This is a genomic window from Legionella bozemanae, from assembly GCF_001648595.1.
GTDB lineage: Bacteria > Pseudomonadota > Gammaproteobacteria > Legionellales > Legionellaceae > Legionella > Legionella bozemanae.
This window is the reverse complement of record NZ_LBAW01000002.1, coordinates 260,444-278,886: the sequence shown is the minus strand read 5'-3', so window position 1 is coordinate 278,886 and position 18,443 is coordinate 260,444. Positions and strand designations below refer to the sequence as shown.

Here is an 18,443-nt window from a genome sequence, read left to right as displayed (position 1 = left end):
TGATTGTGGAAATCAAAAAGCCGGAAATTACAAAAAAAATGTCTACGCCAACAAATCCTCCCTTCACCCATTGGGGAAAAGCATGGAAAGCCACTACCGATAAAACAGCAATAGCTCTTAAGCCATCAATGTCGGCACGATATTTGAAATGTTGGTGCACAGGAGGATGAGAACTTCGTTCCACTTTATTGCTTCCTTATAATGTATTGAGTTTTCTGCTTACTCTAAACTGCAGCCGCAGAAATTCTACTCCACGCTAATAAAGTGGGCAATAATAGATTAGTCTCGTTGAAAATTTTTTACAGAATTGAAATCAAACCTTGCTACGGATGCGGTATGCTAATCTGAAAAACTTGATACGCTATGAATTTCTTAAAAACAAATCTTATTAACGATAGATTCATTTAATGCTCAAATAGATTTCTCTTCTGAACTAAATAATCCTGGATGGCTTGTGACTCAATTAGATAAGAGCGAATAGGAATATCCAGTGGTGTTTGTTGAATGACTTGCAAAAAGGCATACAATGACATATCAACCACACGACACCCATCTTGCTGACTCTGGACAATGAAAGACTCAACAGCCTGCAAATCCTCGACACCTTTTTGATAAATTTGCTGTCTGCTATGCCGGGAAATTCCTTGAAAATAGCCTTGTTTTCGTAATTGTCGACGAATTAGAGATAACACGAGTTTGCCTGTGCCTTTGGGAAAAAAATGTCTAAACGCCCTATCAATCTGTGCTTTGTTTTCTGGATCAATCCAGCGTGAATATAAAATAATGAAATAAAGATGCTCTTCTACTAATCGTCTGATAGACAAATCGCCAATAGGATCCTCGATATTCACCCCATATTTTTCCCGACAATACTTAATAATAAATTCTGAATCAGCAACCACAACCCCTTCATCATCGATCACCGGAAACTTACCTTTGGGGCCTTGGCGGGGATTGAAAACCTGGATGACCTCAAAAGGGAGCCTAGCCCAGGTTAAAAAATAAAATACCTTACTGCAAAATGGCGATAAACTGGGCATACCCCAAACACCTGGGTATTGGTATAATTTAATCATAATCACCTCTGCGGCTAAGTTTGAGTATCAATCTTGGATTCGATAAAATCCAGGGAGATTTGATTTGGTGCAAAAGCTGAATAAATGTTTCCCCAACAGATGGATCATTGGACGCCTGTCGCAATAACTTTTGCATCAACCATTGAAAAACATTATTTTTCTCACCAGACATATCCTGATTAGAAGCCAATAACCAAGGCATCCAACTGCATCGGTGAAGCTGTTTTTGCTTCAACCAATTCACTTTACCGCGTCTCTTTAACAAATCTACTTGCTTAAGAATAATCGTTAAACCCTGCCCATAGACAGGATTTTGGTATCCAATGCTGTCTCCAACAGCCCATAAGTTCAAAGGCCAACGCTGGCGTTCAATAATTAAACGCGTATTATTCAAATTAGCATAAGGAATCCAGGACTTTCCCTGACAATGGATATGGCCCAGTTGGTTTTTTTTAAATAAGCAGCTTACTGCCGCTTGTTTTTGCTCATCCGTTTTAATAGTTCCTGTAGTATCAATTAATGTTAAAATCAGGGCATTTCCCTCTATGGGCGATAAAACCAGACCAATAGGTTGTTTTTTAGGGCATGCCTGGATATAAACCTGTTTGGCCTTTAAATCGGTTGACCAATCATTTTGCTCCAGCCGAGTAGAAAAATAGCGATATTGATTATTCACGTGTAAACTTTCCAGACCTAATTGCGTGTGCAAACCGGAGGCTCTACCCCGCGCTTCAATAACGTGTCCTGCTATAGCTAGAGATTCTCTCGCTTTAAATTGCAATTGTTTTATCTTTCTTTCTGCAATCAACCAATGTTCCACTGTAGCGGTTAACGTTTTAATGTTTTTCCGTTGCTGGCATTGAGACCATAAAACCTGGTTAAAGTAATGCCGACTAAATAGATGAGTTCTCACGGCGCAATCATTAGGCGTAAGTATGCCATGTGGCGTTTTCCACCAGGTATCTTTGCCCCAATCAACAACAGGGAGTGAGTTGGCTGTTAATTGCTGCCAAACATCCGGCAATAAGGAACTTAACAACCGCTGCCCTTCTGCTAACAGTACGTGCAAATGGTGGCTTTGAGGTGTTCCTTGACTGACACCAAGCTCATCAGGCCAATATCGGTCTATCAGTAAAATCTCTTCATAGTACGGCGCTAAAACCAGCGCTGATAATAACCCGCTTGCACCTGCACCAATGATAGTTAGTGAGGAGTTCATATCACACCTTGCATGTCTTCATGCAAAGTTTGCAGCTGCCGCAGTCCTTGCACATAACCTTTGGTCGAAAATGTTTTTAACGATTCATTAGCTATTTTTTGATACAAGTTAGCTCTTTCTTGTTGCAGAAGTTCAATAATGCTTTCTTCGCTCCCATTCTTCCCATGCATTTTTCTTAATTGAATTTCATTGCTGATGCACCCTTCTTCTGTTTCTCTATCCAGGGTGGTTAATGTGTTGCAGATATGCCCACTGCGTTGAGCGCAGTAAAAAATTTCGCGCATGGCTGCCATTTCTTGCCATTCAATGTGATCACTGCAGGCCAAATCCATCATTCCCGCAATAACCATGCCCATGTTATGAGGTGCGTGCCATAAATACTCTCGTTTGCAAATCAATAAAGGCTCACTATTGAGAAAAGTACTAAAACGCATATTGAGAAAGTACTGTTGTAAGTCAAACTCAATGAGCGCAATAAGTCTTGGTTGCAGTGTCATTTTATGAATGGATTGTTGTAACCATCCGTACAATTGATAAGCCAAGTTTAATGCTTGCAGCTGATGAGCAGATAAAGGTGCTATTTGATGACCACCTTGGATTGCAGCAATAAAACTTGTTACCCATTGCATGCTCTTGAATGAAGGATGATCGGTGAAATCATCTGTCAACGTAATGAGTGAGCCTAGCATCCATTTTGCCAATTGACATTGTTCGTAAAAAAGAGTGCTGACGCTGGATAAAGTAGTCTTTGCATAACCAAAAGACAAAAACTGGGTAAATAAACGTTCATCACGTCCCATGTTTAATCTTAGGTACTCCCTTAACCAACAGCTTAGCGTAGCTGGCAATTCAACCATATACGGCTCCTTGGATGTAGCGTAATTTCAGCATTCATTATTGGTTTGATACTACTTGGTGTTGATAAGCAAAAACGCTGACACATTGCAGATAAAATCATCATGCTTTCAGTCATGGCCAACTGATGCCCGGTGCAAATACGCTTACCCAAACCAAAAGGCATGAATGCTTTATTTGCAAATGGAGAACTATTCAGATGGCGCCTGATATCAAATGACTTTGGATCTGGCCAGTATTTTTTATGTCTTTGCATTCCATGGATATTGATGATCACCAAATCATTAGGCCGGAAATTCAGATTGTATAAATTAACATCGACAGTTGGCTGGCGCACTAGCATATATGCTGGAGGATACAAACGAAGTGTTTCACAATAAAGTGCTTGAGTCCAAAACCATTGCTTCAGTGATTGCACTGACAACTGCGCGCTGTTGGTGCTTTCTTCTAATATAGCCTGTTGCCATTCTGGATTGTTAGCCAGATAATGCAGAGCTATAGTAATAGAACTTGCTGTCGTTTCAAAACCAGCAAATAAAAACGTACTCAGGTGGTCTATGCATTCCCTTCTAGACCAGTGTAGTTGAAGTTGATGTAATGGTGAATTAGTACGGACTCTGGCTGTTTGTAATAGGATGTCTAATTTGGTTCTCAACTCAAACGCTTTCTTATGAATCAAGCGATGTGAAGGTAAAGGCAAAAATAAAGGCAAGCGCAGCAATTGCCGCATGCGTTGGCCACAGTAATGATTTAATACCAACATGTCATTAATGATTGGTGATATATCCGTCACCTCTTCAATACCCATTAAGGCTAATATATTACCCATGGTCAATCTCATAATGATTGGGTGAATATCAATGAGCCCTTTATCAAACTGTTGCAATACATTATCAATATTAGTAGTTATCAAAGGTAATGATTCATTCAGTCCTTGAATAGAGAACTGCGGCTTAATTGCAGGTACTCTATGTTTCCAATCATTGTCATCTAACTGGACCAACCCTTGGCGGCCAGTAATAGGAATTAGCTGTTTAAAAACAAGAGAAGACTTGGCAAAACCGCTATGTTTTAGTAAAGCATCAGCCAAATCAGGTTGACGAATTACCCATAAACGCTGATGCAGACACTGAAAACCAGCTATATCCCCATGGCAGTGAGCAACTTGAGCCATAAAACGAATGGGAGCCTTGTGAAAATAAGACAGAGACTTTAAAGGTAACCGGTGAAAGAGCATCGGCGTTCATCCTGAACATGATAATTCATGGTATAGCATGAGATTTTTCAGTATAAAATATTTTTCTTTGAAGTCAATTATGGGACAAATTAGAGGCAAGTAAATAGGAGGAAATGAAACTAAATAATGTTAATATCAATCACTTGCCACTTGAGCACTCTGTGTTATAATCGGGCATATGATTGGTTCATTTTCTCTATTTCCCCACCTAGCCTTTCAAAAATAATAAGGAGATTTACTATGCCTAGAAACGATACTCCTGATGTAAAAATGCAAAAAACCTTACAGGTTTTGGGAGTGGTAAATTTGATGCTATCTCCCCTGCTCTTAATTGACTCCCGTCTTGCTTTGACAGCAGGTTTGGTAATCAATGGATTGTTAATTTCTCAATTCCATGACATAGGGAAAAAAAGAAGGCCAGGCTCCAATCTGCTCAATCAGGGAAGAACTTATTTCTCAGGAATGTTTTTTACCCAAAACTCGCCCAACGAAAATATTGGTGAAGTGAACAATACCATAAGAAATATTATCAATGGCGGAGGCGCGATACACGATGAAGTAACTAGTATGTTCTCTAATAAGGGGCCAAACTAACAAGAAGAACAATATATTGGGTCTTTAAACCCAACAAAAATTAAAATTCATCACGGATTGTTGGGTCAATATAGCTCAACCTCTTTGTTGAAAAAATCCTGGTTGCAAGCAACAGTCGCTTGATTATATCTCTGCCTATCGGCTTGTCCGCGGGGTCCAGTGTGTTAGGGCAGATCTACTGGATCCCGCGAACAAGTCGTGGGGGCCCTCAGAATTGAGAGTATATATTGTTCGGCTCATCTTAAAAAAGATACTGCAAACCTAGGGCAACACTATAGTTTTTATTAGATAAACCAGCTGAGTCGTTCTCATAGAAATGCTCACCGGTATCGTTGTCGATTACTTCAGTATCAGCACGCCCATTAGAATAATGATTGTAAGACGCTTCAACAAAAATTGTCGCACTACGTGTCACATGATAGCCAGAATTAATTGTTGCAGCATAATATCTGGAGTTATTTCCATATTCTTTAAACGTTAAGTTGCGAGCATAATGTTCATCATGATCTCGTGCTGAAACCCAATTACTATATTTTAAAAAGGCATTGAATTCAAAATTATTGATGAAATATTTCCCTGCTAAGCCAACATAAGGAGTTCTAAATTTTTGTTGGTATCCAATTCCAAGCTCATTACCAGGAAAACACCCCATATCAGTGCCGTTGTTATATTGGTAACAACCACCAATTGCGCGCCAGCTAAAGGAACTCCATTGATAACCTGCTGCCAGACCTAGCTTATAATGTTCATTTTGCATCAGCCAAGCTCTTAGATTCAGATCCACTTCATTGGCATAATTAAGATGCGTATTCTCATGATGTGACCAGTCAGTCCAGGTTTCTTGATAGGGATTGAGCCAATCATAATCATCCATGGAAGCTTTATTTTTTGCCAAGGTGATCCAGCCCCTGCCATTAATACTGAGCCAAGTCAGGAAATCATAATTTAATTCCCCATTTATTATTGCAGCATTCTTTATGCGCCAATTGAGCTGGCTTAGCTTAGTATCTGTTTTTTGGTTATAAACATATTCATGGGCATTACCTGACAGAACGCCTATAGAAGTACTTAACGACAAGCCATTCAAACGGTAATCAACAGCATAAGCATCAAGCATGCAAGTAAAAGATAAGGAAGTTAGTGCCAACTTAACTATTTTATTTTTCATATTCTTTTCCTAGTTAGGGCCGACAGTCCTTGCAGCGAAGGGATTTCAAAAAATCAGTCGAATTATTGTTATTCGCAATGATCTTGTCAAGAACAAGGTTACAAAACATTGACCATAGAGGGCGCTAGTCGTACAATTACATACTGTGTGATTAGGAAAAAAGCTGCATTATTAATCTGTATTTAATGCCTTTACCTAATGAGTTGCTCATATTTTCTTAATCTTAATGATATAAGCTTACAATAGGAGGAACTTCTGTGCATAAAAAACAGGATAAGCCTAGATCGCTCCTTCAGAGCAGACAGTAAATCCCTGGACTTGTCATAATGCTTGGAATTTTTTAACGAATGACATGCTTGAGGAATAGTAATGGCATTAAGTGAAGAATATCAAAAGAAAAGCTTGGAAAATTTCATTAAACGTTACAATAAGAAATTAACCGCCCAAAGCAAAATTCTTCTCGATGCTGTCAATAAATTGGCTGCTAGTTATGATGTGCCTTTAGGTTTTCAAAGCGATGACGTTATTGAGCTTGTAGGCAAACAGCTCGCAAAGCCTTTTGATGCGTCTTCGCTTCAAAATGTTGCTGCTTCCATTTACTCTATGGTCATAGAGCAAAACGATCGTGAAAAAAATATAAATATGAGTAAACACCACGCTCAGGGACGTTTTGATCTAAAATATATTCATCAGCGCAGCCTGCGGGATCAATTGCAAGACCACGATATGTCTTTGTTAATGCCCAAATCCCATAACAATATCGAGGTGTTGGGGCCAGTAAATCGCTTTGACTCCGGATCTATTGAAGCAGCACAAGAGGGCTTGAACTTAGCCCTTAAAAATAAACATTTTGACCATATTTTTATTCCAATAGGCCCTGGTCATTGGCGAGGTTTTTATTTAACAAAACCTGTAGGTGGGAAAGGGAAATATCACCTTGAATTATTTGACCCTTTTGGCCCAAGTGGTGCAGATGCAATCAAGGACATCGCTTTGGATTTGTTAAAAGAATGTGGGATTGATAAGAGTCAAATAACAATTGAAACCACAGGCCCTACTCATCCACAAAGAGATATGTATGCTTGTGGAGACTTTACTTGTGCTTATAGCCATAAAAAAATGAAGGCACTTGGCGCTCCAAATAGCGTCTATAATCAAGATCTTATTACTATATTGGATAGCCGGGGCAATAAAGGAGACTCTCTGCGTTATGCAAGTAGAGAGATATCCTCAAGATTAGCAACATTTCAAACAATAGTACAACCTGAAGAGGAGGTTGAATTTTCAGAAGTTGAAAAACGTGAGTTTTTAATTCGATTAGGTCAGATAGTGTCAGACCCTAATAAGATGGATCAAGCTGTTCTTGAAGGAAATGTTGCACAAATAAAAAATACATTTGGAACATATAAATCTGCATCGTTACGTGAACTAGATGCTTACGGAGTATTTAATTCAGACGGTTCTATAAATAAAGATATTGCTGCAAAATATGAGATAAAATTCAATGAAAATGAAATTAAAACACGACTGAAATCTTATGGATTCAAGCATCTTTCTGTAAGAGAAATGATCATTTTTGAATCTGCTATTCGTTCTGTAATCAATGATCTCACTTCTGCAGCGATGGATCGTGATGATGAGTATATAAGCTCGAATCAGCCGAGTATGGGATTGGCGAAACAGTGTTTCGCAGAGTTTTTGCCGCCTACTTTGTTCCGACTTGTAAATCCCTTAAGTATGGAATTAACAGGTCCGACCCGGCAAATGATAGGCATGGGTTATTTTAAATTTAAAGATACTAATGTTTCCATTTCACCAGGACCTAGTTCCGCCAAATCACTTACCCCTGAGACAAATCCTGAACTTTATGAAGCGGAACAGGATATCGCAAGATATTTAAACAATTTACTCACCAATAATGTAACTCATGTATTTGCTATGGGTAGGGTGTTTCCTTATTATCCTCAAGCAGATTCTGGGCAAAGGGAAATAAGAAAAGATGAAGCTTTAAATGATTTTATTAATTACTTCATACCCGATGCCAATGGGCGAGTAACACTTCCTGATATTCCTGAACTTGAAAATATTCATATTACTTCACGTCCAGTTAGAAAAGTAGGACGATTTATAACTTATGAGATCAGTATCAATGGAAGTGCTCCTATCCAAGTACACCATTTTCCTCTTCGGGATAAGCAACCTCTGGAATTAACTCTACAAGAATTAGCCCATGTCCAAAAAGTGGGCCAGAAAACTCCTCCAGAACAAAATATCCATGCACATTGTCGAAAAGGAAAAGGACGTAGTGCTCAAATTGCCTACCTTTTGGCATCTTTGAATCCGAAGTATTCTCAACTTAATTCTGAAGAACGACTCGCTCAGATGAGAGCAGAAAAAACTCCTAAGGGAAAACCTGGGCATTTTATAGAAACAGATCTACAGAAAGATTACATTGAGGAGGCCGGATACTTAATTCAGGAACATATTGGCCCTGAAGCCTTTCTTGAAGAAGATATTGAGTGCTACATTGTTTATGGAACTTTATTAAAGCAGGAAATTGATCGTCTCCTTCAACAGATTGAGATACCCAAGCAGATATCGGCTGAAACGGAACAAGCCGCACTTCTTGAGTTAATAGAAAAATATCAGGAATTAAATTCGACTCCTCCTCATCAATTACCTAAGTGGGTGAAAGATGTTTGTAAAAATCCTCTTATCTCTGAGCCTACATTAACATTATTCGGGTCAATTAAGAATTCTACCGACTTCTTACTACATGGTTTTGCAGAACAGAGAAACCTCGATGAACTGGCAGTGTTTTTTGATCTACAAACACATACTGGAAACTACCAAGATATTCTTGATAAGTTGGAAGGAATTCTTCCTGAGCACGTTCAAATGGAGCAGGATCAATTTGATAACTATAAGTCTTCTTTTAAGGTGCGCGTGCAGAATGCCTATTTAAAAAATTCGAGAAATTTAAGTAATCCAAACAAAATACAATTAAAACTTGATGTATTAAATAATATTTTAGAAACAGGCGATAAAATATTAGATGCAATAATTAATCATGATCCAGAGAAATTTACAAAAGCAGAATTCAATAATTTAAAAGAAAAATATTATCAATGGAAACAATGTATTGAACTATTAAAAAAAGCAGAAATTGATAATGACTATAAGGTGCTTGATAAGGAGGTGGAACAACGTATCAACGTTATAGAGCAATTCTTTCTTTTGGATTATGACCATCTTACAGTGGACCCGGTTCATATAACTGGAAAAATGCATTTGATCCATGAAGAATTAAGTGAGTTAATTGCCACTAATGAACTGAGCCCGAGACAATGGATGACGTTAAAAAAACAGTTCACTGCATTTAAGATCATATTTGATTTTACAAAGCCAGATGAAATGGAAACCCCTGACATATTTTCAACTTTGGATAAGTTATTCAAAGAAAAAAGAGAACATGTTGCCCATTTATCCATTTTACTTAAATGGGAGGTTTTACAAGTCGAATCGAAAAAAGAAAGTCTCGAGGAATTTGTTACTGGCATAATTTTAGTTGTATTAAATACTCTGCTCAAAGATTTTCCAAAAGAGTATTATAGTGATGACAGTATTTATTCTAAAAAAATCGACCTATTATTAGAAGACGTTTCAAAGTTAGCTGCGACTAAAAAACCGAAGAAAGGAGAAGTACGTGAAACCCCAAGGCAAGAAGACTATGCAGAAGCACGGCAGCAGGTTATTGACTTAATTGAAGAGCGTCTTCCATTTCTTATCACCTCAACAGATTTTAGAGTGCGGTTTGAAAATCTAGTCAAAGACTTTATGCGTCTTAAAAATGGTTCTCAATTGAGAGGCCCTGAGTTTGAGGTATTAAAAAATCGCTTTGCTGAATTAAAATCAGAATATCAAAAACAAGATAAGAATGAGTTCATTGAGCATGTGATAAGCGCAATTGAAGCGGAAATCCAAACAGAAACCGTTGACTCAGACTCAGACTCAGAGCAAGAAAATTCTCTTACAAAGCAATATCAAGAATCTAGGGAAAATGTTTTAAGAATTAAAGCCATTAGATCTGCTGCTGCTCGAGAAGCTCAAGATGAAATTCCTTTTTTTGAATCGCGTATTGAACAGAAAAAACCCAAAGAGATGGGGTATCCTAAACGTCCAAAGCTTATTGTGTTCAATATAGATGATGTACTCATCGAGTTGAATCATGGTGAAATGACAAGGACGCAGGAACTGATCAATGTACTAAACTATGCCAAGAAATATAGTATGGAAGTAACTCTTGCTTGCAGCCATACGCCTCCCGATAATGAGGAACAATCGCCGTTCGCACAATTAAAAACAATAATAGAAAAAAACGCGAAGATGGATATTTCGCATATGGTATTTTTCTTAGATACTCTTCCTTTACATCATGAAAAAGCAACCACATCCAGGCATTTTCAAAGAAAAAGTGCTCAATTAGAAGAACAAATTAACCTCTTAAAAAGCCAGATACCTACAGAAGAAGATCTGGACGAATTAGCAACACGGTTCCCCGCAGAAAAAGATAGGGACGAATTAGAAAAAGAGACTAAGAAATTACAAACAAAAAAAGAAAAATTAGAAGAAAAAATTAAAAAGCTACAAGCAGAAATTGAATCTATTCCTGAAAAAGCAGCTAAATTAACTTCAGATAAATTCATCCATTTGGATGCCATAAAACATCATCATGCACTTAGAAAACCGAGCAATGATGTTGATTATTATCAAGCAGTTGAAGGCGGTATTTTAAAGGATTTCAAAAATCCTGAATTATTTGGTGAAATGCCGGGAGTTTGGAACGACTTATTTCAGTTAGCAGAAGTCATTATGGAGACAGAATATCCTCAACTGCCAAGTGCCAAACCTTCAACTGCCAGACCTTCATTGCAAACCCTATTAAAAGAACTTATTTTTAATGCGGATAAACCGAAACTATTACAGAAGAAATATGGCGACCTTCATCAATGGGAAGAAGCAAGGCAAAAGATTCAGGATAATAAAGAGCTTTTTCTCCAACATATTCCGCAGATCGAAGCATTTTATCAACATCGACTTGCGTACCAAAAAAGAATATACGAAAAAGGAATATATAAAAAAGCTGTCTTGAATGAAGAAGATATAGTGGTTTTTGATAGTCATCAAGATATTATTAATCAAATTTATCAACGCAGTAACTATCGAACAATTAAGATTGATAATGGTAGAAAAAACCCATTGCGACATATAGTAGAGCTTAATTATGAGATGGGGGCATATAATGGGGTTATTGCTTATTTAAAAGGCGACGGAGAAAATGCTCCTAAAAATTATGGTCCAGGCTGCATCAATAAAACGTTAGCGTCTTATTTAACCAGCATTCCTGATTTTAGACTATCTGAGTTTCAACATTCTCCTATTGTATTACATGTAGAAATGTCAGCAATACTTGCGAAATTACCTGAATTAAGTACAGAAAAAGAAATCCAACAACGTTATAAAGAACAATTTTTTGCGGCAGCTATTGAACGGTTTGAACAATTACCCAAAGCGTCGCAAGATGATTTCGTGAAAACTTATTATAGGAATGTGCATCAAGCCTTAAAAGAAATAAATCAAGAACTTGCCAAGCTAATCTCATCTCATTCTTCTCAACATGATGACAAGTTAACTGAGCTACAGCTCCAAGCTGATAAAATTATTGAAATGGATGAACAATTTTCACAATATATTTCACCAACGTTCCTAAGTTCCGAAGCGAAGCTGTTACGCGCAATGATTACTCAAGGTTTGGAATCAGAAAATCTCGACCATTTAAAAGTAGACGTTGATAAAGTAAAGTTTACAGCCGGTCATGATGACTTACGCACACAGTTTTATATCGAATCAATAGAACAGTCTGATGCTTATCTAAAAGAAATTCATCCAGCTATTGAAGAAATTGATATCTTTAATAAAGAATTTATCACCGAGCAATATACACATTATATTGAACAATGTTTGAAAAAAATGGTCAAGGGGAATTTTTCTTCTTTGCAAGGTGTTTTGGATGCTGCTCGGAATAATGTAACCCAGATGATGGATCCAAGCAAAAAAAATGCATGCGTTCCAGTCCATAGCAAATTGATTGCTAGGAGAGAACTATGTGAAAAGTTACTCCCACTTATTCCATACCAAAATAGGGTAGACAATTTAAAAAAACAACCTAAGGTAGATTATACTGAAAAAATCTTTGAACTATCCGAAGAAATAACAAAAAATATAGCCCAACTTGAATCATCCGATGAATTTCAAGCCAAACTCTTCTTGGATAAAGCAGAGAAATATTTACGTGCTAGCAATTGGGACGTCGGGCTTCAATGGAAAAAGCATACCATAGTCGTAGAAGGTAAAGAGAAGAAAATTCCCGCAACTGTAGCAGCGCAATTGAAGGTTATAGAACAAGCCCGAGAGAATGGTGTTTATAGTTATCTACAGGCTAAAAAAGATTTTTTAAATATAGGAAAAGAAAAAGAGATTTCTTGGCGCTCTTCAAAAGTAGCACGGAGCTATTATTCTTTATTCAAGAAACCTGATGACACAACTTTAGAAAAAGACCTGAACAAGACGTTTTCACCAACCTCAAAAACTTAGTTCAAACATTGATTTTTGCCCTGTTCTTAGGATGCCCTTCAAATCATAATGCATTCATTATATTGAATTTTTCATTGTTACATTTCCCAACAAATCTCCAATCTCATTTCTTCTGATTTTGATGCCGCTACAGATTGAAAATCGCTTCAATTTTGCTCATTTCACCCACACCAAATGGTCTATAATTAGACTTATAAGCAATAAATGAATCCAGGTGTCTTATGCAAGCCAAAATGGAAAGTCTTCCTGATGGGCAAAAATGGTTTATTAATAGTATGAGAAGGCTGGGATACAGAAGTAGTCGAGGTGGAGTATGTCGTGGATTATCTTCCTTGTTTATGGTCTATTGTCTCAATAATAAAGCTGATTCATTCTTTACAATGTTAGATTTTATCAATGAAAACCGTCACCTCATCAAAAGAGAAGAGATTAATGCGTTATGGGCAAGAATTGCAAAAAATCCACAAGAAGAACTCACCGAAACAGAAAAACTGTTGCTTGAAGCCGCTAGCTTCTGTGAAATGGTCGAGATCCTGCAACAACCAAGGCATTACTCACAGTTATTTCCTAATGAACTCGCGATTAGAACTCAGGAAGTAGAAGAAACACTTTCAATATTGGGTTTGGACAAATGGAAAAATGAATACGACATTGAAGAGCTATCAAATCAAGTACCAGAAAAAGGCAAATTCTATGCTAAATTTACTCCAGAAGGACTTGACTATGTTTTCATAAATCCAAAAGGTGATGAGGTAAGAGGAACACTTCTTGCAGAAGAGCTAAATACTGTATTCAAATCCAGTGAACAAGAACAGCCATTCAAAACATTAAATGCATCGTTTAAAAAAGTTATCGATTTAATCGAGAAAAAAAATGGCCATCAAGTTAGTCCTGAATATTTTCAGAGAAAAAACATTTTCCCCGCAGGAGATGTATGTGGTATTTATAATAATGAATCACTTGAAAAACTGATCCAATCTTTTACAGAAATTGCACCTCAATATCAACCTATTACATTTAGCCTAACTGCTTGCAATCATGCAATTGAGCTTACTTATGTGAATAACCAATGGATCGCATTTGATCCAAATCGTAAATTCAAATTTTTTAATAATGATCCCTCGCCTGTCAAAGAAATAACAGCATTTATAACAGGCGCATATATGCCCCTTGCTAAAAAGGATAATAAAGGTGAATACATTGGCATAGTTTTTACTGCCTCTGTAAATAATCAAGATCAAGCCCTTAAAGTAAAAGAGACGATGACTTCGATACAAGTAAATTCTGATATTCATAAAACTGGTTTTAGTGATGTGCGTCGAATTGATGCTGATGGTAAAACATGGGCTGAAATCGCAGCAAAATCAGATAATCTAGTCGCCATAAAAAAAATTGTGGCGGGTCTAATGGATAATGACGATGTCGTTAAATTAATACTGGACAATCTCACTCCCTCTGTCTCTACCTCTCTAAGCATAAGAAGGAAGAAAAGAGAGGTATATGATTATTTTATCGGTAAACTTAAAGAATATGAACTTGAATTAACGAATTTAGGTGAACGGGATATCGATACCATTCTAGCTGAGTTTACTTCACAACCTTTAAATGATTTTAAACTATTATATCAGCAATTATCTCCGAAATTGAGTCAAGAACAGTTAGCAGCTACCTTAGAGCAGTGTTTAATGGGTTCCGTTTACAACAACAATAAAATGGTTTTAGATTATTTATTGGACGATGTGTGCCAGATCAAATCTCCGAATCGTGAATTAAAACTCCTGGAATATGCCATTTTATGTGAAAAACCAGATTTAGCACTGGCTCAAATACAAAAACTTGATGTCTTAAAAGCAGAAGAAGCATTAAGTGAACTCAATATACAAGCATATGAGCGCCTCCTAAATGGTACTTTTGCAAAACATCTTCAAAATCAAAAACAAAACCCTTATTTTATGTTTGTAGTAGAAATAAATAAGGGGATAACTCTGAAAGAAGAACAATTGAGTAGAGCATCGGCAGAACACGGAAATATTCCAATTTTGATAAAGCAAGGCAATACAATAATGATATATGGCTTATCAAAAGAAAATAAATGGCAACTCAATACATTAAAAAATCCATCGAGTGAGGTAATGCAAGAAATAGACAAATTGCAATTTGGCTCAGATGTATCTATTACTCAAGGTGCGTTACACCGAGAAATTAGAAGAAGTAATCTACATATAACTTCCACAACAACGTTACTTCTTTCCGCTGTTAAATCAAGAAATGTTGAGCTTCTAAATAAACTTATAGAAAAAGGAGTTGACCTTAATATACCTAATAAGCAAGGATTAACCCCTCTCATGCTGGCGTGCAGGCATGGATTTGATGACATCGTGCAAATTTTGTTAGCAAACGGTGCAAAAACAGCTTTAACCGATAAGAAAGGAAATACTGTATTACATCATGCATGCATCGAAGGATACACGAACATCGCTCAGCAAATAATAAGCAGTAATCCTGAGCTCATTAATCTATTAAATACTGAGGAGGTTTCACCTTTGGTTTATGCAATTTCATTGCATGAAGATATTGAATTGCCACAATTATTATTAGCTAACAAGGCTGAAGCTAATCTTGCTAGCTTATACCTTGCTTGTGTTAAAGGCCGTCTAGGTGCGTTTGAAGTTTTACTTGAACATGATCCAAGTATTTTAAAAAATGACTCACGTTTCATTTTAGCCGCTGTCAATAGTGGCAACGAAAAATTAGTAAAACTACTTCTTGAACCTAAACTTCCTGAACATCAAATTGACTATGAGCCTCTCCCATTATTTAGAATTGCGTGCAAGAATGGCAATGCTGATATTGCGCGCATCTTTGCCGAAAGACACCCTGATATTTTAAAATCACCTGAAGCTGAGATGGCATTCTTAATTGCGTGCAGTATGGGTAACTTAGGTATCGTTAAATTATTTGTAGAAAAGTTAGGTGTTGAATATATAGAAACGATTACAAATAAGAACAACAATGCTCTGACTTTTGCTATTATAGAAGGACGTACGAATGTTGCTGAATATTTGCTGGATTGTTGTCCTAACTTTAATCGCGCTATAAAGACTGATCCTAAATGGCTTACCTATATTGTGAGAGAAGGACATTTACCTCTTTTAGAATTAGTCGCAAATAAATACCACGTCGATATTAAAATGCAGGATTCCGAAGGCATCAGTGCGATCCATCGTGCGTGCGAAAAAGGCCACATCGAACTGGTCAAATGGCTTGTCGAAAAAGACCATAGCGTCTTAGAAACTCCTCTCCCCGATGGTAGAACACCTCTGTTTTTAGCTCTTAGTTTAAAAGATAACCCGGCGATTGCCTCTTATTTAATTAAACAAGGAGCTAATATTTATGCTGTAGATCCAGATTTGAATACAGCAATACACGATGCGTGTACTGTGGCAAAGAACGAGACTTTATATCATGTAATTACACAACGGGTAGAGACTCACCAGGAAGAAGTAATAGCTGAAATAAAAAAAATGGCTGAACTAAGAAATGCAAAAGCACAGACTCCCTTAATGTTTGCCGTCGTATTTAATAATCCATCGCTCGTAAGCCTGTTCTTAGAATGTAAAGCAGATATTACTTTGGTAGACCAGATGGGAAATAATGCATTGCACCTTCTTTGTAAAAATGCAAAAGATAAAGATGCAGCAAAAGAAATGCTAAAAATTATTCTTTATACAAATCCAGAATTACTCAATACAATAAATGGCGCTGGAATGACACCCTTAATGCTTGTAGCCCAAAGTGGTCGAGTAGATATTTTTAAAATTTTATTAAAATTCGATCCCCCTTATGTACGGAGTGATGAGAAAACCATTTTTGATTGCTCACCCAATGAAGAAACAACAAGACAATTGTTACAGGCAATTATTGAGGGTTCAAAAAATAATCAAGATCAGCTGAAGCAGCTCATTGAGGTGGAGTTAAAAAAGCAGCATATCAGTCTCGTATTACCGATGCTCATGGCAGTTTCTGACCCGCAATTTACCCTCAATATTTTAAGCAAAATCGTTGCAATGGGGAGTGATGCCCAACCATTTAAATCGAAAGCCATTCAAGAAAAAGCAAAAGCAGAAATAGTGCCTTTACTTTCTTTCTTGAGTGAATGTATTGGAAAATATGAGATTAACATTTCTTCTGATGATATTGATAGTTTCGTCAACGCAATTCGAAAGCTCATGCAAACTGAAGATGGGCAAGATTATCTAATGGTTAAGGAACATATTGAAGGGGTTACCTCGAAGATAAAAGAAACGGTAAAAATACAGGAACCTACTCCCAGTGACAACAATCCCTATCGAATGTTCCAACCAGCAACGAATGCCCCAGTAATTCAACCCCAAAAAACGTCTGAATCGGGATTATCCTTTTCACCTGGGGGAAATAATGATACTAATAGTTAGATCTTATACCGACCATCGCACGATTTTTTGAAGACTGCCATCTTGATCAAGTCCTATTAGGAAGAAATACAACAACAATACAGTTTGAAGAATAGAATTCACCTATCTTGCACTGATAAAAAAACAAACAAAAAACTCTAAAAAAACTCTTCTTTTAATAATTTCTTAATTTTATTTGAATATAATATCGCTCAATTATTATTCTAATTGCATCATTTGGATTATATGCCCTTGAAAAGAAAACACGAGTTAAACCAACGTGAACAGCACTATTATAAAGAAGTTGGTAAAAAAATTGTTCCCATAGAAGATGAGGAGGAGCAAAGAAAAATCGATGAGTTCATGAAGAAACATCACTCAGAAACGCCCCCATGTACATCACGTGAATCAGGTTATTCAGCTTATATGTTCAGTGGAAAAAAAGTCGAAATAAATACTTCTATGGTAAAGAAACGCAAGATAGATAAAGAGCATTACCTCATTTCAAGAGCTGCTAAAGCGCCTACCTTACCTGTTTCTTGTTTGGCTTCAACAGAGCATGTCGTGGCGATGCAGGAGGACGTTAAAGATTTTAAATCAGAATCTGAACCCCAAACAAAACGGAACGTGATGTATCTCATTTCATTATCGTGTAGTACTAAAAAAATAAATGTCCGACAAGAAAAAAGTGCGATTTTAAAGCTCCTACACCAATATGATAATACCTTAAATAGAAATAATGTCAGCATTACTTATAGTAAGGAAAAAGCAGTTTTTGAAATAAAGGTGAGTACACAAGTTGCTGACATTCAAGTACTTGTACAAGCACTGAATAGCAAAACAAAATATAAGATCGTCAATTGTGATTTTGAAGATATAGGCTTAAATCAAGGCGTTTGTCTGGTTAAGAAGGATGCATCCAATCCAATTCATGCTATGGTTAATATTGTAGATTCAGATTCTGAAAAAGGATTTCTTGAGCGAGATGCAGGCACAACATCAGGACGTAATACCGCTTCTTATCAAGATAGCAATTGGACCTGTAATTTCTTTACAAGCATGCCAGATATGTTAAAGAAAACTAACTATCCTCAGAGCACTCTTGCTATAAAAATTTTTAATGCAAGAACGCCTTAAAAATAGATATAGATAAGCGCTGGGCCAGAATGCCCCAACCTATTTGCGTTTTTTTGCAGGGTGGATCTAC

The 18,443-nt window shown here is 36.9% G+C and carries 10 protein-coding genes; 4 read left to right on the top strand and 6 right to left on the bottom strand.

The window, feature by feature from the left end; translation table 11 throughout:
• From A8O27_RS03290 to A8O27_RS03270, 5 genes are all read right to left on the bottom strand, one after another.
• Positions 1-184 (bottom strand): acyltransferase family protein (locus A8O27_RS03290; protein WP_154669231.1); only part of this gene is annotated, 184 nt, incomplete at its 3' end.
• Between the two features lie 220 nt (positions 185-404).
• Positions 405-1,076 (bottom strand): Tom37 metaxin N-terminal-like domain-containing protein, encoded by a 672-nt coding sequence (locus A8O27_RS03285; RefSeq protein ID WP_058457887.1) that lies wholly within the window; start codon positions 1,074-1,076, stop codon positions 405-407.
• Positions 1,069-2,295 carry an FAD-dependent oxidoreductase gene (locus A8O27_RS03280; protein ID WP_058457886.1) on the bottom strand — a complete coding sequence of 409 codons (1,227 nt, stop codon included), beginning with the start codon at positions 2,293-2,295 and terminating at the stop codon, positions 1,069-1,071. Before A8O27_RS03280 ends, A8O27_RS03285 begins: the two co-directional genes overlap by 8 nt.
• Positions 2,292-3,152: a hypothetical protein gene (locus A8O27_RS03275; protein ID WP_058457885.1), complete on the bottom strand. Its 861-nt coding sequence runs from the start codon at positions 3,150-3,152 to the stop codon at positions 2,292-2,294. Before A8O27_RS03275 ends, A8O27_RS03280 begins: the two co-directional genes overlap by 4 nt.
• Positions 3,128-4,387, bottom strand: a complete 1,260-nt coding sequence (locus A8O27_RS03270) for a cytochrome P450 (protein ID WP_058457884.1) — start codon at positions 4,385-4,387, stop codon at positions 3,128-3,130. The genes A8O27_RS03275 and A8O27_RS03270 overlap by 25 nt, the downstream gene beginning before the upstream one ends.
• Positions 4,388-4,627: 240 nt before the next feature.
• Here A8O27_RS03270 and A8O27_RS03265 point away from each other — a divergent pair, with 240 nt between their 5' ends.
• A complete protein-coding gene (locus A8O27_RS03265) occupies positions 4,628-4,981 on the top strand; it encodes a hypothetical protein (protein ID WP_058457883.1) in 354 nt (117 codons plus the stop codon).
• Positions 4,982-5,222: 241 nt separating this feature from the next.
• Here A8O27_RS03265 and A8O27_RS03260 read toward each other — a convergent pair whose 3' ends face one another.
• Positions 5,223-6,149, bottom strand: a complete 927-nt coding sequence (locus A8O27_RS03260; protein ID WP_058457882.1) for an omptin family outer membrane protease — start codon at positions 6,147-6,149, stop codon at positions 5,223-5,225.
• Positions 6,150-6,518: 369 nt separating this feature from the next.
• On the opposite strand from A8O27_RS03260, the gene A8O27_RS03255 reads away from it, so the two are divergent.
• The 3 genes from A8O27_RS03255 (at position 6,519) to A8O27_RS03245 (ending at position 18,373) form a co-directional block, all read left to right on the top strand.
• The gene (locus A8O27_RS03255; protein WP_160116263.1) at positions 6,519-12,803 is read left to right on the top strand and encodes a hypothetical protein; all 6,285 of its coding nucleotides are present in this window, start codon (positions 6,519-6,521) and stop codon (positions 12,801-12,803) included.
• 221 nt (positions 12,804-13,024) lie between these two features.
• Positions 13,025-17,257 carry an ankyrin repeat domain-containing protein gene (locus tag A8O27_RS03250; protein WP_058457881.1) on the top strand — a complete coding sequence of 1,411 codons (4,233 nt, stop codon included), beginning with the start codon at positions 13,025-13,027 and terminating at the stop codon, positions 17,255-17,257.
• Between the two features lie 231 nt (positions 17,258-17,488).
• Complete coding sequence (locus tag A8O27_RS03245) at positions 17,489-18,373, top strand: hypothetical protein (protein ID WP_058458091.1); 885 nt, start codon at positions 17,489-17,491, stop codon at positions 18,371-18,373.
• Positions 18,374-18,443 lie beyond the last annotated feature (70 nt).